The 21,987-nt window shown below is 58.1% G+C and carries 20 protein-coding genes; 9 read left to right on the forward strand and 11 right to left on the reverse strand.

The window, feature by feature from the left end:
* Positions 1 to 217 precede the first annotated feature (217 nt).
* Positions 218 to 1,390, forward strand: coding sequence for an aminopeptidase (locus ENN40_01465; GenBank protein HDP94010.1), 1,173 nt, complete (start codon positions 218 to 220; stop codon positions 1,388 to 1,390).
* Between the two features lie 282 nt (positions 1,391 to 1,672).
* Here ENN40_01465 and hflC read toward each other — a convergent pair whose 3' ends face one another.
* From hflC to mutY, 3 genes are all read right to left on the reverse strand, one after another.
* Entirely contained in the window at positions 1,673 to 2,671 is a 999-nt protein-coding gene (hflC, locus tag ENN40_01470; GenBank protein HDP94011.1) for a protease modulator HflC, read from the reverse strand.
* Positions 2,668 to 3,657, reverse strand: a complete 990-nt coding sequence (gene hflK, locus ENN40_01475; protein ID HDP94012.1) for an FtsH protease activity modulator HflK — start codon at positions 3,655 to 3,657, stop codon at positions 2,668 to 2,670. The genes hflC and hflK overlap by 4 nt, the downstream gene beginning before the upstream one ends.
* A gap of 216 nt (positions 3,658 to 3,873) precedes the next feature.
* A complete protein-coding gene (gene mutY / locus ENN40_01480) occupies positions 3,874 to 4,956 on the reverse strand; it encodes an A/G-specific adenine glycosylase (protein ID HDP94013.1) in 1,083 nt (360 codons plus the stop codon).
* Here mutY and ENN40_01485 point away from each other — a divergent pair.
* Genes ENN40_01485 through ENN40_01505 form a run of 5 tightly spaced genes read left to right on the forward strand, consistent with a single transcriptional unit; the run spans position 4,820 to position 9,972 of the window.
* Positions 4,820 to 6,160, forward strand: coding sequence for an efflux RND transporter periplasmic adaptor subunit (locus tag ENN40_01485; protein ID HDP94014.1), 1,341 nt, complete (start codon positions 4,820 to 4,822; stop codon positions 6,158 to 6,160). The two genes, mutY and ENN40_01485, sit on opposite strands and share 137 nt — an antisense overlap.
* Positions 6,157 to 7,383, forward strand: a complete 1,227-nt coding sequence (locus tag ENN40_01490) for an ABC transporter permease (protein HDP94015.1) — start codon at positions 6,157 to 6,159, stop codon at positions 7,381 to 7,383. The genes ENN40_01485 and ENN40_01490 overlap by 4 nt, the downstream gene beginning before the upstream one ends.
* The gene (locus tag ENN40_01495) at positions 7,384 to 8,634 is read left to right on the forward strand and encodes an ABC transporter permease (protein HDP94016.1); all 1,251 of its coding nucleotides are present in this window, start codon (positions 7,384 to 7,386) and stop codon (positions 8,632 to 8,634) included.
* A 19-nt stretch (positions 8,635 to 8,653) separates the two neighbouring features.
* Positions 8,654 to 9,331 (forward strand): ABC transporter ATP-binding protein, encoded by a 678-nt coding sequence (locus ENN40_01500; GenBank protein ID HDP94017.1) that lies wholly within the window; start codon positions 8,654 to 8,656, stop codon positions 9,329 to 9,331.
* Complete coding sequence (locus ENN40_01505; protein ID HDP94018.1) at positions 9,328 to 9,972, forward strand: cyclase family protein; 645 nt, start codon at positions 9,328 to 9,330, stop codon at positions 9,970 to 9,972. The genes ENN40_01500 and ENN40_01505 overlap by 4 nt, the downstream gene beginning before the upstream one ends.
* 230 nt (positions 9,973 to 10,202) lie before the next feature.
* Here the strand turns inward: ENN40_01505 and ENN40_01510 are convergent, their stop codons facing one another.
* From ENN40_01510 to ENN40_01525, 4 genes are read right to left on the reverse strand one after another with little or no spacing between them, the layout of a single operon-like run.
* Positions 10,203 to 11,114 (reverse strand): DMT family transporter, encoded by a 912-nt coding sequence (locus ENN40_01510; GenBank protein HDP94019.1) that lies wholly within the window; start codon positions 11,112 to 11,114, stop codon positions 10,203 to 10,205.
* The gene (locus ENN40_01515) at positions 11,111 to 12,532 is read right to left on the reverse strand and encodes an aspartate aminotransferase family protein (GenBank protein HDP94020.1); all 1,422 of its coding nucleotides are present in this window, start codon (positions 12,530 to 12,532) and stop codon (positions 11,111 to 11,113) included. Before ENN40_01515 ends, ENN40_01510 begins: the two co-directional genes overlap by 4 nt.
* A 32-nt stretch (positions 12,533 to 12,564) precedes the next feature.
* Positions 12,565 to 13,224: a hypothetical protein gene (locus tag ENN40_01520; GenBank protein HDP94021.1), complete on the reverse strand. Its 660-nt coding sequence runs from the start codon at positions 13,222 to 13,224 to the stop codon at positions 12,565 to 12,567.
* Positions 13,221 to 14,327: a hypothetical protein gene (locus ENN40_01525; GenBank protein ID HDP94022.1), complete on the reverse strand. Its 1,107-nt coding sequence runs from the start codon at positions 14,325 to 14,327 to the stop codon at positions 13,221 to 13,223. The genes ENN40_01520 and ENN40_01525 overlap by 4 nt, the downstream gene beginning before the upstream one ends.
* A gap of 142 nt (positions 14,328 to 14,469) precedes the next feature.
* On the opposite strand from ENN40_01525, the gene ENN40_01530 reads away from it, so the two are divergent.
* Genes ENN40_01530 through ENN40_01540 form a run of 3 tightly spaced genes read left to right on the forward strand, consistent with a single transcriptional unit; the run spans position 14,470 to position 17,586 of the window.
* Complete coding sequence (locus ENN40_01530; GenBank protein HDP94023.1) at positions 14,470 to 16,704, forward strand: inorganic phosphate transporter; 2,235 nt, start codon at positions 14,470 to 14,472, stop codon at positions 16,702 to 16,704.
* Positions 16,676 to 17,371 (forward strand): YigZ family protein, encoded by a 696-nt coding sequence (locus ENN40_01535; GenBank protein ID HDP94024.1) that lies wholly within the window; start codon positions 16,676 to 16,678, stop codon positions 17,369 to 17,371. Before ENN40_01530 ends, ENN40_01535 begins: the two co-directional genes overlap by 29 nt.
* A gap of 11 nt (positions 17,372 to 17,382) precedes the next feature.
* Positions 17,383 to 17,586 carry a 4-oxalocrotonate tautomerase gene (locus tag ENN40_01540; GenBank protein HDP94025.1) on the forward strand — a complete coding sequence of 68 codons (204 nt, stop codon included), beginning with the start codon at positions 17,383 to 17,385 and terminating at the stop codon, positions 17,584 to 17,586.
* Between the two features lie 79 nt (positions 17,587 to 17,665).
* Here the strand turns inward: ENN40_01540 and ENN40_01545 are convergent, their stop codons facing one another.
* From ENN40_01545 to mgtE, 4 genes are all read right to left on the reverse strand, one after another.
* Positions 17,666 to 18,451 carry a hypothetical protein gene (locus ENN40_01545; protein HDP94026.1) on the reverse strand — a complete coding sequence of 262 codons (786 nt, stop codon included), beginning with the start codon at positions 18,449 to 18,451 and terminating at the stop codon, positions 17,666 to 17,668.
* A 95-nt stretch (positions 18,452 to 18,546) separates the two neighbouring features.
* Complete coding sequence (locus ENN40_01550) at positions 18,547 to 19,611, reverse strand: aldo/keto reductase (protein HDP94027.1); 1,065 nt, start codon at positions 19,609 to 19,611, stop codon at positions 18,547 to 18,549.
* Between the two features lie 76 nt (positions 19,612 to 19,687).
* A complete protein-coding gene (recO, locus tag ENN40_01555; GenBank protein HDP94028.1) occupies positions 19,688 to 20,422 on the reverse strand; it encodes a DNA repair protein RecO in 735 nt (244 codons plus the stop codon).
* A 3-nt stretch (positions 20,423 to 20,425) separates the two neighbouring features.
* Positions 20,426 to 21,787 (reverse strand): magnesium transporter, encoded by a 1,362-nt coding sequence (gene mgtE / locus ENN40_01560; protein ID HDP94029.1) that lies wholly within the window; start codon positions 21,785 to 21,787, stop codon positions 20,426 to 20,428.
* Positions 21,788 to 21,987 lie beyond the last annotated feature (200 nt).

Consider the following 21,987-nt stretch of genomic DNA (forward strand, 5'->3'; position numbering starts at 1 on the left):
ACCGTAACGCTTTTTTTTTGGATCATTTGGATTTGGGTCATTTGAATTTGTTTGGGATTTAGAATTTGGGATTTGAAATAAGGTGGCAGGAGACAGTGTACGGGCGGTTCGCGAACCGCCCCTACTTTTCAACTTTCCCACTCTCCTGCGTTGAGTTTTTTTCTCTTGATTGATAAAGTAATTTCCTGGGCCGTTTCCGGCTCTACGAGGAGGTTACATGCAGAAGAGAATCCTGATATCCCTGGTAATGTGCGGCTTGTTATTCGCCGCCGCCCCGGTGGTTGCCGCGAAAGAAAAGCCGGAGCCTGAACCGTACCGCTTTAAAATGGTAAAAGAAATCCCGCATACGCCGGTAAAAAACCAGTACTGGACCGGAACCTGCTGGTGTTTCGCCACGGTCTCTTTCTTGGAGTCTGAAACCCTGCGCCTGGGCGGTCCGGAGCTTGACCTGTCGGAGATGTACGTGGTGCGCCACACCTATCCCCGCAAGGCGGAGAACTACATTCGTCTGCACGGGCATGCCAATTTTGAGCAGGGCGGCCAGAGCCACGACGTCCTCGAGCAGGTGGCCCGTTTCGGCATTGTGCCGGAAGCGGATTATCCCGGTATGCGCATTAACGAGAAACGCCACAACCATGGTGAGATGGTGGCGGTGCTCCAGGGAATGGTGGACGGCGTGCTCAAACGCCGCGGGAGGCGGGTGACGCCGCGCTGGCAAGAAGCCCTGGGGGCTGTGCTGGATATCTACCTTGGCGTCCCTCCCCAGGCTGTGAATCATGAGGGCAACACCATGACTCCGCGTGAGTTCGCTCGCGATGTGGCCCGGATCGTCCCCGAAAACTACGTGGAGTTTACTTCCTATACCCATCATCCGTTTTGGACGCGGGTGCGGCTTGAGATCCCCGACAACTGGACCTACAACGCGGATTACTTTAATCTGCCCATGGATGAGATGATGCGCATTGTGGACCACGCGCTCCAGAATGGTTATTCCGTGGCCTGGGACGGTGACGTTTCAGAAAAGTTTTTTTCTTCCCGCGAAACCGGGCTGGGCCTGGTGCCGCAAAAGGACTGGGAAGACATGACCCGAAAGGAACAGGAACGCAAGCTCTCTGAACCCATTGCCGAAAAAGAAATTACCCAGGCGATGCGCCAGGAAACTTTTGAAAACTTCACCACCACCGATGACCACCTCATGCATATCGTGGGTATGGCAAATGATCAGCGGGGCGAGACTTTTTACTACACTAAGAACTCGGGTGGCACGGTGGACCGCAAGTTCGGCGGTTTTTTGTACATGTCTGCGCCCTATGTACAGTTGAAAACCATCTGCATTATGGTCCACAAGGACGCGGTTCCCCGGGATATCCGTGAACGCTTCGGTTTGTAAGGCGGTTTGCAAAAAGTTGAAGAGTTGAAGCGGGAAGAAGTATAAAGAGTAGGGGCGACCGGCCGGTCGCCCATTCTTAAAAGAAGGTGGCAGGTGCAAGGGGCGGTTCGCGAACCGCCCTGTAGAACGTAGAAGGTAGAAAGCGGAAAACCACTTGAGCGTAAAGACCCGAACCGGGGAATTCATTCAAAACACGGAACCACGGATAGGGGAAGGCAGGGTCCGGGTGGCGCGCCAGGCCGGCCGCCGGGGATAGATTCCCCGGCGGCTATGTGGTCCTGATCAGGGTTGCTTGCGGTAGAGGTACTTAAAGAACTCGAAGTCCGTGGACAGGACCTTGCGCATGCGTGGCAACATTTCCTGGTAGCTTTGCATGGCGATCCAGAACTCAGCGAACTCGGCATCCCTTGAGTAGGCGCGATTGCGGATTTCCAGGGCCTCCTGGTCCGCTTTGGCCTTGATTTCTTTTGCCTCGCGTTCGGCCTTGGAGCGGATGGTGCGCAGTTCGCGGTCCTTCTTTCCCATCCACAATGCGCGCTCGCCCTCGCCGTCTGATCGGAATGCCTGGGCGATCTGGTTGCGTTCCTTGATCATGCGGTTGTAGACGCTCTGGGTAAGGTCGTCGGAGTACTTGATCTGGCGGATAATGATGTCGATGAGCTTGATGCCGTATGTGGGGGTGATGGTCTGGGCTTCCTTTAGGATACGATTGGAGAGTTCCTCCCGTCCCACCTGGATACCTTCGTACTTTACGTCGGTAAAGGTGGAAGCGATCACGGAGATGTCGCGGGTCGCCTCTCCTTCCTCGTCCAAGCCGCTGGCGTTCTGGAACACGTTGCGGCGTTCGATCTCGTTGATGACGTTGGAGTTGCGGATCGCTTCCCGCAGGGAGTTGCGGGCGATGATCTTGCGCACCCCGGAACCGATGACGTCGTCCAGTCGGGACTGGGCCTGGTTAATGGTGCCCACGGATTCGTAGAAGAGTTTCAGGTCCACGATCCGCCAGCGCGCGGTGGTGTCCACCCAGATGAACTGATTCTCTTCGGTGGGCAGGCGTTGGGATTCGCCATCCCATGATTGGATTTTCTTGGGATACTTGTTCACGCTGTCCACAAAGGGCATCTTGAATTTCAGCCCCGCTATTTCTTCAGTCTTGATGATCTTGCCGAAGCGGGTAACCACGGACAATTCTCCTTCCTCCAATACGTAGAAGGGGCCCATGAGCAGGAACAGGAACACCAATACGCCCACTGTAATCAATACGGTGCGTCCGGTTTTCATTGGTCACCTCCCTTGGATGCGGCTTTCTCAATGTTCTTGAATGGCAGGAAGTTGCCGAGGCGCTTGTCGATGATATCCGTGTCTCCCACTTTCTTGAATATCTCTTCAAAGGTTTCAAAGTAGAGGCGCATGCGGGTGATGCGCGGGTTCTTGCGGTACTCTTCGTACACGGCCAGGAAGCGCGCCACATCGCCCTGCGCCAGATTGACCCGCTCGATGGCGTAGCCTTCCGCTTCCTGGATCACCTGCTCCGCTTCACCCCGTGCCCGGGGGATGGTCTTGTTGTAGGTTTCCTTGCCCTCGTTGATCAGGCGCGAGCGGTCCTGAATGGCCTTGTTCACGTCTTCAAAGGCGTCCTGGACCGTACCCTTGGGCGGTACGATGTTCTGCAGTTTTACCGTGGTTACCCGGGCCCCCAGTTCGTACAGGTCAAAGTAGCGGTTCATCATCTCCTGGCCCTTTACCTCGATGTTGGCGCGTTCATTGCCGATGACATCGAAGATGGTGCGGTCGCCCACCAGCAGGTTGATCACCGACTGGGAGAGGTCGCGGATGGTTTTCCTCTGGTTTTCCACGTTAAACAACCACTGGCGCGGGTCTTTGATGCGGTACTGGATGATCCACCTTACATCCAAAATATTGAGGTCTCCGGTGAGCATTTCCGATTCACTGGTGTAGTCGCGGGAGGAGTAGGTGGTGGTAACTCCCGGTTGTTCCGCGCGGAAACCGAACTCTTCCTTCAAGACCCGCTGGGTGGGTACGTTAAAGTTTTTTTCAATTCCGAACGGCAGCTTGAAGTGCAGGCCGGGCCCCGCGGTCCGGGTGTATTTCCCCAGGAACAGTACCACCGCTTCTTCTTTCTGGTCTACAATGTAGAAACTTGAGAACGCGGCGATGATCACCAGCAGCACCAGGGCCAGCAGACCGATGCGTCTTGGGGTAAGTTTTTTCTGGAATTGTTCCAGATCAATGACTTGATCAGGCATTCTACCCTCCTCTTAAAAAGGGGTTCACAAGTGAACCCCGAATCACTATGACATATTCGTCAAGGAATTACAAACACCGGGAAAGTTGAAGAGTGGGAAAGCTTGAAAACAAAACAATACAAGAGCAACCACGGAACACACGGAGGGATAAAGAAAGTGGCAACTTCACTTCTTTTCCACCCTCAACTTCCTCAACTTCTTTTTTCTTCTCTGCGTCTACAGCCTTTCCAGGATGGCGGGAAGCGCCTTGCGGTTGGCCCCGGGCAGGGGCAACGATTCCAGCTTGGCGGTCGTGATCCAGCGCAGGTTTATCGCTTCCGCCGGGGGCCGCGATCGACAGGTGGCCCGGAACACCTGCATGCGGATGCGGAAGTGGGTGTAGGCATGATGGACCGTGGTCAGGGCTTCGCCCACTTCAATCTTCATGTCCAACTCCGTGAGGCAGGTCCGGCGGATGGCCGCTTCCGGCGTCTCGTCCGCTACGAGGCGTCCGCCGGGAAATTCCCACAATCCGCCCAGGTGGCCTTCGGGGCGCCGCCGCACCAGGATCTTTTCCCGGTGCGTCACCACGGCTACGGCCACGTTGATCTCCGGCGGCGCCGGACGCCGGGCACGCACGGGCAATTGACCGGTAAGGCCAAAATGACGGGCCCGGCAGGTCGAAGCCAGGGGGCAGGCGCCGCATGCTGGTGAGCAGGGCGTGCAGACCAGGGCGCCCAGCTCCATCAGCGCCTCGTTGAAATCTCCGGGGCGTTCCCTGGGAATGATTCGGGACAGCATGCGCCGCACCCGGTCACGCTGAGCGGTTTGGCGAATAACCGCTTGGCTGCCACAATAGCGGGCGATGACACGCAGCACATTGCCATCCACCGCGGGCAGGGGGTGTTTGAAGGCGATGCTCATCACCGCGGCGGCGATGTAGGGACCCGCGCCGGGAAGAGTGTTGAAAATTCTGGGGTCATCCGGCACCATACCGCCGTGTTGCTCCACTACTTGAACGGCCGCGCGCTGCAGGTTGCGGACCCGCTGGTAGTAGCCCAGACCTTCCCAGGCTTTCATCAGGCTATCCGAATCCGCTTTCGACAGGGATAACGGAGTGGGAAAACGATCCAGGAAACGCAGGAAATAGGGAATCACCGTTTCCACCCGGGTCTGCTGCAGCATGACTTCGGAAACCCAGGTCCGCCAGGCAGAGCGTTCATTCCGCCACGGCAGGGGGCGCCGGCAACGGTCCCACCAGGCCAGCAGCTCTTGCAGGGGAAATCGGCGCTTGGGGATAACCGGGCGCAACGTGTTCATGGAGCGACATGCTACCACAAGCGCAGCCGGGAAAAAACCTGCTCGACACCGGGTCGGAACCTTTCTTGCCGCTCGCACGTTATTGCAATATGAAGCGCTAATGGATACCGAGGTGATTATGAAAAAGATTCTGCTTTACGCATTGCTGGCCGTGCTTGTAGTCGCAGCCGCCTGGGCCCTGTTGCGGGGTTCCAACGGAGAGGAAGGCGAGGTCAAACTGGTTGAGGTCAAGCGGGGCACTATCGCCGAGAAGGCGTTGGCGGTGGGTACCATCGAACCTGAGTACGAGGTCAAGGTGAAATCGACCATCTCGGGCATCGTCAGCGAGATCCATTTCAAAATCGGGGATTTTGTGGAAAAGGGCAAGCCGCTGTTTAAAATCTCTCCCAATCCCACGCCCCTGGAATATAACGAGGCCCGGCGCAACATGGAGATGGCGCAGGTGACTGTGAACCAGGCCTCCCGCGAGCGGGGGCGCCAGTTGAAACTGTTTGAGGCCAACCTGATCTCCCGTTCCGACATGGAGCAGTCGGAGGCCGCCTTCCAGGAGGCCCGCATCCGCGCCCAGATCGCCAGGGAGCGCTTCGAACTGCTGGATAAGGGACGCATCCGCATGGCCGGCCGCAAAGACATCGACTCCGTTATCAAGTCCCCCATTACCGGGGTGATCCTGTCCCAGAACGTGTACGTGGGCGATCCCGTGGTGCCCTTGACCAATTTCCAGCCGGGAACGGAAATGTGCGCCATGGCCGACATGGGGCGCATGCTGTTTAAGGGCACGGTGGACGAGATCGACGTAGGTAAGCTGAAGGTTGGCATGGTGGCGGAAATCCAGATCGGCGCCCTGCCGGATACAGGAGTCAAGGGGAGCCTGGAGCGCATCTCGCCCAAGGCCCACAAGGACGGCAACTCCACCCTTTTCGATATCGAGATATCCGTTGTGGAAACCGGCGACACGGTGCTGCGGGCGGGGTATTCAGCCACGGCCAACATCAAGGTGCAGGAGCGCAGGAATGTGCTGGTCGTGCCGGAACGCCTGGTTACTTTTGACAACGGCAACCGCAGCGTGGAGGTCCAGGCCGGAGAGAAAATTTCTAAACGCAAGGTCGAAACCGGTCTCTCCGACAGCTTGAACGTTGAGATCGTCGCGGGCCTGGAGGCAGGCGAACAGGTAGTGGAGCGCCCGCCCCGGGAAATCCAATGATCGCGACTTTTTTTCGCAACCTGTTCCGGGACCTGGTGCGCCAGCCCCTGCGCACCGTCCTGACTCTTTCGGGGGTGATGTGGGGCACCTTTGCCGTGGTGCTTTTGCTGGCCTTCGGCAATTCCGTGCAGCGCCAGTCGATGAAGAACATGCGCGGTATGGGCGACCGCCTGGTGGTGGTGTGGCCCGGCCGCACCACCATGGAGTACGGCGGTTTCACCAAGGGCCGCCCCATTCGCCTGACACCGGAACAGGTGCTCGGACTCAAACAGCACATTCAGGGCATCGAACATATCAGCCCCGAATTCCGCCGCAGCCGGCGCTTGCGCCACGGGCGCGAGGAATTCATTATCACGGTGCGCGGCGTGGGGCTCCATTATGAAGCGCTGCGCAACACCATCCCCGCCAAGGGACGCTTCATCAACCGCCTGGACCAGGAGCGCCGCCGCCGCGTGTGTTTTATCGGCGACACCCTGGCCCGGGACCTGTTCAAGGAGGAAGAACCCGTGGGCGACCGGATCATGGTGGAGGGCGTGCCCTTTACCGTGGTGGGGGTGATGAAAGAAAAGATTCAGCCCAGCAATTACGGGGGCAACCGCGACACCCAGACGCTGTTCATGCCCTGGACCACTTTTTCCGCTCTGTACGGCGACAAGTACGTAGGGAATTTCATTTTCAGCGGCCATGCGGGCGTCGATCCCGCCGGGCTGGAACGCAAGCTGCGACGATACCTCAGCCGGCGCATGGAATTCCACCCCGATGATACGGACGCCCTGTTTGTATGGAACCAGTCGCAAATGCTGCAGCAGGTGAACGTGTTTTTTCTGGCGTTCAACATCTTTTTGGGCATGATCGGGTCCTTTACCCTGCTGGTGGGGGGCGTGGGCGTGGCTTCCATCATGATGGTGGTGGTGGAGGAACGCACGCGCGAGATCGGCGTCAAGCTGGCCGTGGGAGCCAGGCGCCGCCAGATCCTGACCCAGTTCTTTTCCGAGTCCCTGGTGATCATCATCATGGGCGGAGTGGCCGGATTCGCCGCCGCCGCGCTCCTGATCCGGGCGCTGCCGGCGGAAAAGATCCGCGATTACGTCGGTGTTCCCCAGATCAATCCCCTGGTGGGAGTGGTCACGGTGTTGATCCTGCTGGTGATCGGTACCATCGCCGGGATCGCGCCGGCGCGCAAGGCCGCTTCCACCAATCCCATCGAGGCATTGAGGAGCTAGATGAAAACGCACCTGCTGAAACTCTACATGAGTGAATTGCGCAAGCGGCGTAAGAAAACGTCGCTGATCACCTTCGCCATCGGCTGGGGCGCGCTTTCCCTGCTCCTGCTCATGTCTTTCGGGAGGGGATTGAGCGAGACCTTTTCCGCCAGTTTCAAGGGGTTGGGAGACAATATCCTCATCGTGTACGGCGGCCAGACATCCAAGATATACCAGGGACTGCCCAAGGGCCGGCGCGTCCGCCTCTATCCCGAAGATGTCGACCTGCTGCGTTCTCACATCCCGGAGATCGCCGAAATTACGCCCGAGTCATATTCCCGCTTCGAGTTGCGCAACGGAGACCGGGCGGTCAACCGCAACGTCAACGGTGTGAATCCCTGCTTCGGCTTCATGCGCAACCAGATCCCCCGGGCCGGCGGACGCTTCATCAACGAACTGGATATTCAACAATCCCGCCGCGTGATTTTCCTGGGCTGGAAGGTCGCGGAGGAATTGTTCGGCGACGAAGAACCGGTGGGCCGCATGATTTCCATGCAGCGGGCACCCTTTACGGTTGTGGGGGTCATGAAACGCAAACTGCAGAGTTCGGGCTACGAGGGCATGGACGCCGACCAGGTCTATATCCCCTTTACCACCTTCCTGAATCTTTACTCGCAACGTTTCGTGGACCGCATCCACGTGCAGCCGAAACGCCGGGAACAGTCCAAGTGGTTGGAAGGGGAGATCCGGCGGGTGTTGAGCAAAAAGTACCGTTACGATCCGGAAGACGATTACGCCATGCCGATCTGGAATACCGTGGAAGGCGCGGAGATGTCGGCCAAGGTGTTTACCGGCATCGAGATCTTCCTGGCCGTGATCGGCGGATTGACCCTTCTCATCGGCGCCGTGGGCGTGACCAACCTCATGTACGCGGTGGTCAGGGAACGAACCCGTGAAATCGGCGTCAAGATGGCCCTGGGGGCCAAGCGGCGCCACATCGTCTATCAGTTCCTGCTGGAGGCCATGATGATATTCGTCAAGGGCACCGTGTGGGGGGGGCTGGTGGCGTTCAACATCGTGGCCCTGGTGCGCATGATGCCCATGAGTTATGACGTGGAGGGCATCGCGGGCTACCTTTTGCGCCCCCGCTTTTCCGTTGACATTTTTCTGCTCTTCATTGTTGTCATGGGAATCCTGGTGTTCCTGTCCGGCATCTTTCCCGCCCTGCGCGCGTCCAGGCTGAACCCGGTGGATGCATTGAGGTATGAATAATGAACCCGAGGAGGCTGTTGTGATTCAATTGGACGATATCCGCAAAGTCTACCAGATGGGCAATTTGCCCTTCGAGGCCCTAAAGGGCATCGACGTGAATATCCAGGTGGGCGAGTTCGTGGCCGTCATGGGGCCGTCGGGTTCCGGAAAATCCACCCTGATGAACATCATCGGTTGCCTGGACACCGCCTCGTCCGGGGAATACAAACTGGACGGCCGCAACGTGTCCGGTCTTTCTTTCGACCAGTTGTCGGGCATCCGTAACCGCAAGATCGGTTTCGTGTTCCAGAACTTCAACCTGCTGCCCTATGCCACCGCCTTCGAGAACGTAGAGTTGCCACTGCTGTTCAACGGCAAATCCGGCCGCGAGCGCCGCGACCGCGTAGAGGAAATGCTGACTCAGGTCGGCCTGTGGGACTGGCGCGGTCACCGGCCCACGGAATTGTCCGGCGGACAGCAGCAGCGCGTGGCCATTGCCCGGGCCATGGTCAACGATCCTCCCATCCTGCTGGCCGACGAACCCACGGGCAACCTGGATTCCGCCAGCGGCCGGGAAATCATGGAAATTTTCAAGCAGTTGTGGCAGGCGGGAAAGACCGTTATAATGGTTACCCATGACAACACCGTGGCCGCTTATGCCCAACGCACCATTAAATTGCTGGACGGACGCGTGGAGAACGGCCGCAAGTCCGCATGACAATTATTGACCTGACCCATCCCCTGGAAGCGGGCATGCCCGTCTATCCCGGCACGCCGCCGGTTCGAATCGCACCCCTGGCTACGATAGAGGCGGAGGGTTTCCGGGAAACCCGCCTCTCCTTCACGTCCCACACCGGCACCCACGTGGATGCTTCGGCCCACATGCTGGCCGGCGGGCAATGCCTGGACGATATTGCGCCGGAGCGGTTCATGGGGCCCGCCCGGTGTCTGTCGCTTTGCGACAAAGCCCTGAGCGTCGATCGCTTGGAGCGCTTTTTTGCCGCAAAACCTCGTTGTGATTTTTTGCTGCTCTATATGGGATGGGATCGTTTGTGGGGAACGGATAACTATTTTCACGGCTACCCGATCATTGAACCGGCGGCGGCGGAATGGCTTTCCCGGTCCGGCCTGCGGGGAATCGGAATGGACTCTCCTTCCCCGGATCCGCCGGAATCAGTGGACTACCCGGCCCATCGCATTCTCCTGGAAAACGGGATACTGCTCATCGAGAACCTGCGCGGGCTTGAGCGCCTGCCGGAAAAAGGGTTTGATCTGGCGATTTTTCCCCTGCTGATTGCCGCAAGCGACGGCGCTCCCGCCCGGGTTATCGCCTGCTTGGATGGGCCACCTCTCCGGTAAAAAAAACAGTTGGGAAGTTGGGAAGCGGGGGAGAAGTCTTGGCCGCAAGCCCCCTCCGGATTTTCCGGATCGCTTCCACTGGCCCCTGGCCACTCGCCCCTGGCCATTTGCCGGTCACCTTCGGTGTACGTAGAAGGTAGAAGGTAGAACGTAGAAAAAAGAAGTGAGTTGCGTGGCGGAATACAAGATAGTCTGGGAAAGTTCTTCGAGGTTTTTTTACTTTCAACTTGTCACTTTCGACTTTCGACTTTCGACCTTTCACTTCCCCCGCGTTGCCACAGGATGCCGGCAACGATCATGACCAGGCCGATAAAGGAGGCGGGCAAAACGTGTTCGCCCAGTACGAAGTGGATGAGTACCAGGGAGAGGAAAGGGGCGATGTAGACCAGGATGCCGATGCGCGCCGCCGAGCGGGTCAGGCGCATGGCCCGTAGCCACAGGAAAAAGGTGATGCCCATCTCGAACAGGCCCACGTAGATCGCCCCGGTCCAGCCCATGGGGTTTGCGGGCAGGGGAGCCCCCTGCAGCAGCCACCAGGCCAGGGTGAACATAAATCCGAAACCGAAGTTGAGCAGCAGGCGAACCAGGGGATCGCAGCGGTCGCGGGTGTTGGCGATCCAGTATAGCGCCCACAGAAAGGCGCTGCCGAGGGCCAACGCCACTCCAATGGGACTGGTAAACTCCATGGCGCCCAGGCGCCCTTCCGTTGAAATCACCATTACCCCGGCCAGGGCCAGCAGCAGCGCGCCCAGGCTGCGCAGGGTGAGGCGCTGGCCCAGTAGGGGGACCGCCAGCAGTGCCAGGATCACCCCCCAGGTCATGTTCAGGGGTTGGGCCTGCTGGGCGGGCAGCAGGTCGTATGCGCGGAAGAGGATCAGGTAATAAACGAAAGGGTTGAGCAGGCCCAGGCCCGCGGAAATCGCCAGGTCGCGGCGGGACAGGGATGCCAGTTCCCTCAGGCGGCCCGTGACCGCGAGGATCACCAGCAGGCTCAGCGCGGCGGTAAAAGAGGCCCCCAAGAGCAGTTGCAGGGGCGAGAGAACACGTAAACTGAGTTTGAACGCCGTGGCCACCGTGGCCCAGAACAATACGGCGGTCAGGGCTAAGAGAGTGGCCCGCCGTTCCCGGGGGTCTTTGTTCATGGGCGGGCCGGGTCTCGGGCCGTGCGCTTGATTGTGTCCCAGGCCGCGGTGACATGGCGGCGTTGCTGCCGGGTCTGTCCCACCACCAGGCGCAACGTCAGTTTCCCATCCAGGCGGGTATGGGTGATAAAAATCTTTCCCGAGGCGTTCAACTCGTCCATGAGGCGCTGGTTCAGCCGGTCCAACTCTCTGGAATCGTTCACGCCTTCGGGATGGTAGCGGAAGCATACCGTGGCCAGCGGAGTGGGGGCCATGAGTTCAAAGTCCGCTTCGCGGCGGATCTCGTCTGCGACTTCGCCGGCCCAGCGGATGTGGTTGGCCACGGTTTCGCGCAGGCCATTTACGCCGAATTCGCGGATCACAAACCACAGTTTGAGTGCACGGAAACGCCGTCCCAACTGGATGCCCCAGTCGCGGTAGTTTTTGACGCTGCCGTCCACGCGGGTTTTGAGGTATTCAGGCAGCAGGGTGAAGGTGTTGACCAGGGCGTCGGGATCACGAACGAAGTAGGCGGAACAGTCGAAGTTGGTAAACATCCACTTGTGGGGATTGAACACGAAACTGTCCACTGCTTCAATGCCTTTGAGCATCCAGCGCATGGCGGGAAGCAACAGGGCGGTACCGGCATAGGCCGCGTCCACGTGCAGCCACAAACCGTAGCGGCGGCATATAGCGGCTATCAAGTCCAGGGGGTCGATGGCGGTTGAGCCCGTGGTGCCCAGGGCCGCGACCACGGCCAATGGATGATAGCCTTCCTGCATATCCCGGCGAACGGCCGCATCCAGGGCGAACGCATCCATGGCGTAATTATTGTCCAACGCGATGCGCCGCAACCGTTGGCTGCCGATCCCGGTAATGCGCACGTCTTTTTCGATCGAGGAATGGGCCTCGCGCGAGCAGTAAACCGTGAACCGTTCCCCGCTGAAACCATGGCGGTTGATCGCGCACCCAGAGGCTTTTTCCCGGGCCGTCAGCAGGGAACAGAGGGTGGCCGTGGACGCGGAATCCTGGATGACGCCGACAAACTCCCGTGGCAGGCCGATCATATCCCGCAGCCACTCCATGACCCGTTCTTCCAGTTCGGTGGCTGCGGGGGAGGTAATCCAGCTCATGCACTGTGCCCCCAAGGAGGCGGTGAGCATCTCGGCCAGGATTGATGGAAAACTGTTGTTGGCGTTGAAATAGGCAAAGTAGTTGGGGCTCTGCCAATGGGTCATTCCCGGCATGATGATTGAATCAAAGTCCGCCATAATGCGTTCAAACGACTCTCCCTGCGCGGGAGGGGAGGGCGCCAGCCTGGAGACGATGTCTCCCGGGGAAACCTTCGGCAGGACCGGCATGTTTTCAACATTCCGGGCGTAATCGGCCATCCAGTCCACCAGTTCGTGCGCGTGCCTGCGAAATGTTTCCACGTCCATGTCGCCTCCCTGCGAAAATCCGCGCGTATATGCTATTCGTTATACCCGATGCGGTCAAGGGGGTTGACCACGGACGAAGCTATATTGGTTAAATGCGAGGCGATCCGTTTCAGAAAGCGAAGATAGAGGGTGAGGGCAATGGCTTCGCCGGGATTCAGACCGCCTACCCGGTTGCGCAGCAATCGGTTCAGCAGTTTTTCCACATTGCGGGTGACGGGCAGGTGGATCTGCATGGCCGCACGCGCGGTATCCGCGTCCTGGTTTTTCATGGCCTGCAGGGTGGTTTCAAACAGGCTGATCACCTTTTTCTCCAGTTGCTGGACATTGTTGTCGATGTCGCCGCCTTTCAGTTTCTTGGGATGAGACGAAGAAAGCTCAAGGATATTCTTGAAGTAGTCACCGATGCGTTCCACATCGTTGAGAATACACATCAGGATGAGGCCGGAGTTGAGTTCCTGGGCTCCGGAAATTGCCAGGTGGGTAAAGATCTTGCGGCGGCTGTCCATTTGAAAGCGGTTGATTTTTTTGTCTTCCGCCTTGATGTTGATTTCGGTCTCGCAACGGTTGCTGTAACGAAGGGTCCGGGTAACCTGCTTGAACATCTCTAACTCTTTTTGCAGCAATTCCGTGGCTTGGGTAAAGATCTTGTCGATTTCACTCTGTTTGCGAAAAACATGAAACAATTCTTTCATGGTCTACCTCCAGAAAAAAGCACCGCCAGGGGCAGGATGAAAAACTGCCCCAGCAGGAACAACAGGGGAATGAAACGGTTCCGGGTGGCGAGCAGGGCGAGGCCGCGCGCCAGGCTGATGGGAATCCCCCGGATGGGGGTGATCAGGATGATTCCGGTGATGTTGAAAATCAGGTGGGCCAGGGCGATCTGCAGGCCCACGGGTTGGCCCAGGCACAATGCCGCCAGCAGGGTGGTTACCGTGGTGCCGATGTTGGCGCCCAGTGTGTAGGGAAAGATCTGCTCCAGGGTCAGAACGCGCGCGGCGGCAAAGGGCACGGCCAGGGAGGTGGTGACGGAGCTGCTCTGGACAATGGATGTGATCACCGTGCCCGAAAGCATGGCCCGGCCGTAACTCTTGAAAAAATAGACCCCGAAGACCTGGCGGATGCGGTAGAGCATGAGCTGCTTGATGGAAACCACCATGCGCCGCAGTGACAGAAAGAGCATGATTGCGGCCGCCAGGCCGATCAGCAGCGGACTGCCGTCCAGCACATTCTGGACCAGGCGCACAGCGGGCTGGGTGATCCAGTCCAGGGGCTTGAACAAGGCAATGCCGCCCACATGGCTTACCACCCCGGCCAGGGCGCCGGAGGTTCGCGTCAAATAGCCGAAAAAGAATTCAAGCGGAAAAATGAGAATCACCGAGATGAGGTTGAAAAAGTTCTGCACCACGGCTGCGGCGAAGGCGTGGACGAACTCGTTGCGTCGCGTGATATGGGTCAGAGATACCAGCACATTGGTGATGCAGGTGCCGATGTTGGCCCCCATGACAATGTAAATCGCCAGGTTGAGGGGCAGGGCGCCGGATACGGTCAAGGCCACGGTGAGGGAGGTGGTGGAAGAGGAGGATTGCACCAGGGAAGTGCACAGCACGCCGATCAGCAGTCCCATCAGCGGAGATCCCGCCCGCGCGATCAGTAACTGGACGTGACCTTGTGACGCCAACGTGAATGAAACGGCAATCAACTTGACGGCCAGCAGAAAAAAATAGAGAGCGAGCATCAGCCCCAGCCCCGTGGCGATTTCCGGCAAATGACGCTTAATCTGGAGTTTTGGCGGCATCTCTTAACCAAATCTTAACACTTCCGGGTCATATTGCCAATCGTTGACTTGCCTGGCTGGATGGGGTAGAGTTGTTTCTCTGTAAGCCCAAATCATTGAGGGTAAAAAAGTGGGATTTTATTTCCTGGCTGTGGTTATCCTGATGGCTCTGGCTGTCTCCGACCTGATGGTCGGGGTCAGCAACGACGCGGTTAATTTTCTGAATTCCTCTATCGGTTCACGGGTGGCGCCGCGCTGGTTCATCATGATCGTGGCCAGTTTGGGCATGTTGGCGGGCGTCACATTTTCTTCGGGCATGATGGAAGTGGCACGCAAGGGTATCTTCCATCCCCAGTACTTCACCATGCCGGAGTTGATGGTAATTTTCCTGGCGGTCATGCTCACTGATGTCATCCTGCTGGACCTGTTCAACACCTTCGGTTTGCCGACATCCACCACGGTATCGATTGTATTTGAACTCCTGGGCGCTGCGGTGGCGGTTTCCGTGATCAAGGTCATGCGCGCCAAAAGCGGTTTTTCTGCGATCGTCCAGTACATTAACACCGGCAAGGCCCTGGCCATTATCACGGGTATTCTCTTGAGCGTGGCGGTGGCTTTTCTGACCGGCGCCCTGATTCAATTCCTCACCCGCCTGATCTTTACGTTCAACTTTCAGGCCCGGTTGAAACGATACGGCGCCCTGTGGGGCGGCGTGGCATTGGCCGCTATCGTATATTTCATCCTGATCAAGGGCGCGAAAGGAGCCTCTTTTATTACTCCCGAAACCCTGGAATGGATCAAGCATCACACCCTGACCATCCTGGGGCTGGCTTTCGTGTTCTGTGCGTTCCTGCTTCAACTCCTCATGAGCCTGTTTCATACCCATGTGCTCAAGGTCATCGTGGTGGTGGGTACTTTTGCTTTGGCCATGGCGTTCGCCGCCAACGACCTGGTTAACTTCATCGGCGTACCCCTGGCGGGACTGAGCGCCTATCACGCCGCCGGAGCCGCCGCAGACCCTTTTTCCCAGCTCATGAGCGCGTTGCAGCAACCGGTGCGTTCCCACACGGGTATCCTCTTGCTGGCGGGCATGATCATGGTGGTGACCCTCTGGGTTTCGCGCAAGGCCCGGACTGTGACCCGCACGGAAATCAGCCTGGGACGCCAGGAGGAGGGTGTTGAACGTTTTGAAGCTTCGCCACTGAGCCGCACCATTGTGCGCATGGCCACGGCCACGGGTGAGTGGATATCACGCCTGGTTCCCAAGCGGATCCGGCATTCTCTGGACCGCCGTTTTGATTGCGCCCGCGCCAGGCCGCATGCGCTTGAAGATGAAGGGGAACGCCCCAGCTTCGACCTGGTGCGCGCCGCGGTGAACCTGATGGTGGCCTCCACCCTGATTTCTCTGGGCACCTCGTTGAAACTTCCCCTCTCCACCACGTATGTGACCTTCATGGTGGCCATGGGATCTTCTTTCGCCGATCGGGCCTGGGGACGTGACAGCGCCGTGTACCGTGTGACCGGAGTGCTGACCGTGATTGGCGGCTGGTTTTTTACCGCCTTCATGGCTTTTACCGTGTCGGGCCTGATGGCCATGGCGATATTCTATTGGCGTGCCCCGGCGGTGGTGGCCATGCTGGCACTGGTTGCGGGATTGATCCTGCGCAATTTCCGCCTGCACAAACGCCGCGAATCCTCACAAAAGGAACTGGATGTGTTTAACCTGCGCAAAGTCAAGGATCTGCGCTACGCGGCCGATATCTCTTTTGAGCATACCTCGATTTTTCTGGAACGCATCGCGGCTACCCTGGAGAAGGCGTTCCGGGCGGTTTCTCTCTGCGATCGCATACAACTCAAGTATTTGCGCAAGGAAACCAAGAAACTGGAATTGTGGGCCAATATCATCGTGGCCAATGTCTTTAAGACGCTACGCCTGATGGAACAGGCGGACATCGAAACGTCCCAGCAGTACACCCGTGTGATCAGCGCCCTGCAGGAGAACGCGGAATCGGTGCGAAACATCGTGCTGCGGGCGTACACCCATGTATTAAACAACCACAAACCCCTGCTTCCGGTGCAATTAGAGGAATTGGGGCAGGTAAAGGACCTGTTGTGCCGATTGTTGAATCAGACGGCCGGCGCCCTGGCCATGCGGGCCCCCCTGCCCACGGAACCCGTTGAAGAGACACGCCGCCGCATGCGCCAACTGGTTTCCATCTTAAACCGTTCGCAGATCGAACGGGTACGTACCGAGACCAGCAAGACGCGACTAAGCATCCTTTACTACGGTTTCCTGCGGGATTCCACGCAGATCGCCGAACACACCCTGCACCTGCTGGAGATCTTCCGCCTGTTTTCGCAAAGGCGGAATGACGAATCTTCAACGGACCGGTCTTGAACGGCCCGGGCGCATGTCCTACAATGCCGACGTGACTCGAAACATCCATCATTATCTAACCGTTGACCGCGACTGGGGTCCGCTGGAAATCAAGCAAAAGGGTTCCCGCTTCATCGCCTTTCTTTCTTCCGCTCCCGATCGCGAAGCCGCTGAAGAACGGATCGGCGCCTTGCGTGACAGCCATCATGACGCCACCCACGTGTGTTTTGCATGGCGCATGACAAACGGGGAAGAGACCGAGCACCGCTATAACGACGACGGCGAACCCGGTGGTACGGCGGGTCTGCCCATTTTTAACGAAGTTCGCCGCAAGGATTATGTGAACGTGGTTCTGGCCGTGGTGCGTTACTTCGGGGGAGTGAAACTCGGCACCGGGGGATTGGCCCGGGCTTACGGCCGGGCGGCGCGCCTGGTAATGGAAGCGTCGAGACCGGTCCGGGTGATTCTGACCGAGCCGGCAGAGTTGACGTTTCCTTTCGATCTCACCGGGGAGGTCATGCAGGTTCTGCGTCGCTTGGAATTAAAAATCACCGGCCAGGAGCATACACCGGCGGGAACCCGCCTGGAAGTGCTTGTGCCCCGGGGCCGGATGACAGAGCTACAGATGGCACTGCTGGAAGCCGGCGGCGGCAGAATATCGCTGACCGCCGGGCCACCGGAAACTTGAAAGGAGGAAATATGCCGATTATCCAGGTTCACTTGCTGGAGGGGCGTTCAACGCCAGTCAAGAAGGAGTTGATCCGCAACCTGACCCAAACCACCTGTAAAACCCTGGGGGTGGCCCCGGAGTCGGTGCGGGTGATCCTGCAGGAGATGGCGCCGCACCACTTCGGCATTGCGGGCGAGCCGGTATCCCGGTGCAAGATCCCGGGGGTCGACTGAACCGGGGACGCACACGCGATTCTTACCGTCTAATGGGCGTCACCGAACTCGTTACCCAAACCCCACGATTGGGTTCGCCTCACCAGCAGGGGGAATCGAACGCTTCCTGGCCCATATCCAGATGGCGCCAGCTCCAGCGCAGGGAGAAGTTCTGGTTGATTGCCGTCGGGGCATCTTCGCTAAGGTTGACCCAGATCATGTCCGGATCCACCCGGTTGAAACACAAGTAAAACTTGGCGGGGTCGGTGGGGTGGACGGGCTCGACCACGATGCGATAGCGCCCCGGGGCATTGAAAACGATTAGGGTATAGAAACAGGAGCCCATGCTGCTGAAGGTTCCCGTGTACGTACTCAGCGTGCGCGTGCCGCTGATGAGCTTGAAGCGCAGTTGCATTCCCTCGAGCCAGTCCACATGCGCGCCGCCGGCGAAAACCCCGCCCGAAACCTTGTAAATTTTGCGCACCATCCGCACCTGGGGCAGGCAGGTCAGGTCAAACTTGGCCTTTTTGGAAATCAGGGGATTGGGCGCCAGGATCTTTATCCGCGCCCACTGGTCCTTGTAGGTCCCCATGGCTTTGCTTCCCAACTCCCACGTATGGGTTACCGTCTTGCTTCCCGCCCCCTGGAAAACCAGGGTGTGGGTTTTTTGGGGGATGTTGTCGCTTCGCATCCAGGTATAGCGCACGGTGCCGGGCCGGTTGACCGTGATACGCCCGGTGAAGGTGAACTTGTGAGGGCAGAAACCACGGTACTTCGATTCCGAAACAGAGAGAGAAACATCCGTCACTTTGAATGCTTTGATGGAAAGGGCCGCAGAGGTCGCGGCGAGAAACAGCAGGGAAAAGATAACCGCTTTAAAACGCATCAGAACCTCCATTGATTATTGGGTCGATTTGTTTATGTGACCCTGGTAATATATGCAGGTTTCTGAATGATATCTCAAAAAAGGACTGTTCCCCCTCAGTGCTTCCGGTTCTTCTGGTCTGCGGCGATGCGCTCGGAAGCGGATTTGAATAGTTCAGGCATGTTCAACTCGTATGGGCAGCGGCTGATGCAGACGCCGCAGGCCGTGCAGTCGCTGAAGATTTTGTCCATGCCCGCCATTCTCTCCAGGGTCCACTCCTTCAGGTTATAGCGAAAGTAATACCCCTCCATCAGGTTCAGTATGGGGATGTTGAGTCCTTCGGGACAGGGCATGCAGTACTCGCAGCGGCGGCAAAAGGAATTTCCCAGGCGCTCTTTCTCTTTTTCCAGGCGTTGCATTTCCGCAGGAGTCAGGGGCATGGGCTTTTCCAGTATCGCCAGGTTTTGCGTTACTTGGATGGGATCGTCCATGCCGGGAATAACGGCGTCGACTCCGGAAGTGAGGATGAAACGCAGGTTCAGCGACACTTCCCGCAGGGCGCCGCCGGCCACGGGTTTCATGGCGATGATACCCATCCCCTTTGCCCGGGCCGCGGGAATCAACGCGGTCAGGGATGACTGCTCAATGATGTTGACCGGCACCTGGAGTGTGGCGAAAGCATAGGCGTTCAAGGCCTTCTCCAGGATCCAGGGCTTGTGTCCCGTGATGCCCACGAATTGCACCAGGCCCTGATCGCGCGCCTTTTCAAGGGCCGCAAGCGCCCCCCCCGGGGCCAGGATCCGTTCGAGGTCTTTCTCCGTAGAGACGTTGTGGCATTGGTAAATCTCCACGTGGTCGGTGCCCAGTTCCTTCAGGCTGGTTTCCAGGTCTTGTCGCGCCCCCCCGGCGTCGCGGGAATAGGTCTTGGACGCGATCACGGCGCGGTTGCGTTTCCCGGCCAGGGCACGTCCCAGCTTGGCTTCGCTGTCCGTATAGATGCGCGAGGTATCAAAAAAGTTGATGCCCCTTTCCAGGGCGGCGTGGACCAATTGTTCCGACTCCGTCATCGCAAGGCGTTGAATGGGGATGCCGCCGAAACCCACGCGGCAGATTTTCAGTCCGGTATTTCCCAGATGCGTATGCGTATCCGTGTTGATGCCCATGATGGGGTACGATATCACGCATCCTTCCGTCGGGTCAACCTTGCCCGTATTTCTTACACAGGCTAGACGTTACGTTGTGATCCGTCGCCAATGCTTACTGCAATTCCGGCAGGCAGTGCAGGGAAGTAAGGGTGAATTCACCGTCGTATTCCAGTTTCGCGGTTAAAACACGCAGGAGTGATACGCCGCCATCATGAGAAAGCGCCGGTGCGTCATCAGGGGGTTGTTTGCGGATGATTTCGAGGAAACGCAGGCACTCCCGGTCCAGGCGGGCCGACTCACGGGTATGGCACTGGGGGCAAAACACGCCGCGGAAATTCACGTTGACCCAGGCTTCTTCCGTGATGAGATGTTGACAGCGGCAACAGTGGGTGGCGGAGAACATGGTGCCCTGAATGCGCAGCAACCAGGCCAGGAAGTATGCGGTTAATGAGGCGGGGTTCTTTTCTTTTTCCGCCGTTCGCAAAACGGCTTTCACCATGCGGTACGTCCGTTCCTCCGCCTGGACAGGGGGTAGAAAACGCACCAGGGTTTCGCTCATCAGGGAAAAGTAGAATATCCAGCGGGGTTGAGAGACCAATTCGAAGCGACTGCACACGGGATCGACACGGGAGAGCGTTACATGGCTGAGGTCCTGCTTGTAATAGAACAGGAAGTCGGCCTCGGTAAACAACTCCAGGGCGGCCCCGAAGCGGTTTTTCATGCGGCAGGCTCCGGGAGCCAGGGCCTGCATGCGTCCGTGTTCACGGCTGAAGAGGTGGACACGCTTGTCCTGTTCTCCGCTGCGCCATTGCCCCAGCACAAAGGCACGGGTTCGGGCCTGGGGCATGGGTCAGAAAAGGATGATTGCCGCCAGTCCCAGAAAGCAGAAATAGCCGAATACGTCGGTAAGCATGGTTACCATCATGCCCGATGCCAGGGCCGGGTCCAGGCGCAGGGTGCGCAGGGTCAGGGGGATCAATGTCCCCAGCAGCGTGGCGATAATCAGGTTGAAAAGGATGGCGGTGCCGAAGATGGCCCCGAATATCCACTGTTGAAACAGCAATGCCGCGGCTGCGGCAGCCAGCAGGCCGATAATCAGTCCGCTGCCGATGCTGACCAGCAACTCCTTGAACAGGATCTTGCGCGAGCGTTTCCAGTCGAGGTTGCCGATCACGATTTCGCGAACCATGATGGCCACGGTTTGATTACCCACTACACCGCCCAGGGCGGCGACCATGGGCATGAGTACGGCCAGGAAGACGAACTGGCGGATGTTGCCCTGGAACAGGGAGACCACCAGGGCGGACAGCGAAGTGGTCAAGAGGCTGGTGAGCAGCCAGGGAATGCGTTTCCCCAAGGATTTCGCAACATTCAGGTCGATGCTGTAGTCCTGGGTGACGCCGGCGAGTTTGTAGATGTCTTCCGTGGCCTCTTCCTGGATGATGTCGATAATATCGTCCACCGTGACCACGCCCAGCAGGCAGTTGCGTTCGTCGACTACCGGTACGGCCAGCAGGTTGTAATTGGCCACCACGGCGGCGACCTCTTCCTGGTCCGTGTAGGCGTCCACCTTGTACACGTCGGTAATCATGATCTCGCCTAGTGGGGTCTTGGGATTCACCAGGATGATCTGCTTGAGCGAAACCACGCCCTTCAGGTGCTGTTCATCATCAATCACGTAGAGGTAGAACGGAACTTCCACTTCGTCCTGGGCCAGTTGGATGGCGGTGATGGCGTCGCCCGCCGTGGTATTTTCCTCCAGCGCGAGGAAGTCGGCGGACATGACCCGGCCGGCGGATTCCTCCGGGTAGGCCAACTGCTCCTGCACATCCACGGCCTCTTCCTTCTTCATGCGCTTGAGCAGAGCGTCCTGGAGTTCCTCATCAAACAGAGAAATCAGCGAGGCGGCATCATCCGAAGACATCTCTTCCAGGATGGGGGTGATTTGCGGTGTTTCCAGTTCAGAGAGGAGTTCCACCGCGATCTCGGGGCGGATTTCGCTGAAAATGGCAGCGAAATGCTCTGCTTCCATTTTGCGATCCATAAAGAGTTTAAGGATGACGCGGCGTTCCTGCAGGCTGAGGTTTTCTATAAGTGAAGCGACGTCGGCTTCATGAAGCTTGATGAGGGCGTTCCACAAATGGCCCAGGGTGCGCAGGCGGATGAACTGTTTGGTGAAGCGTAGAAGTTTTTCCAATGCCGGTTGTTTCATGGGATTTCATTATACGATGCTTGCACGGTCGGCGCAAATGGAAAGAAAGTTGAAAAGTTGGGTTCTATTACGTTTCGTGTGGGTAAATATATATCGGGAATCAGTAAGCAGTTGTGAGGAAGAGTACCCAGAGGGCATACATACCCGCAGGGCATAAAGCATAAGCGAACGCAAACGGCAGGTTCCGGGGCCCCATGGGC

It is taken from the genome of Candidatus Aminicenantes bacterium, assembly GCA_011049425.1.
Classification (GTDB): Bacteria; Acidobacteriota; Aminicenantia; order UBA2199; family UBA2199; genus UBA876.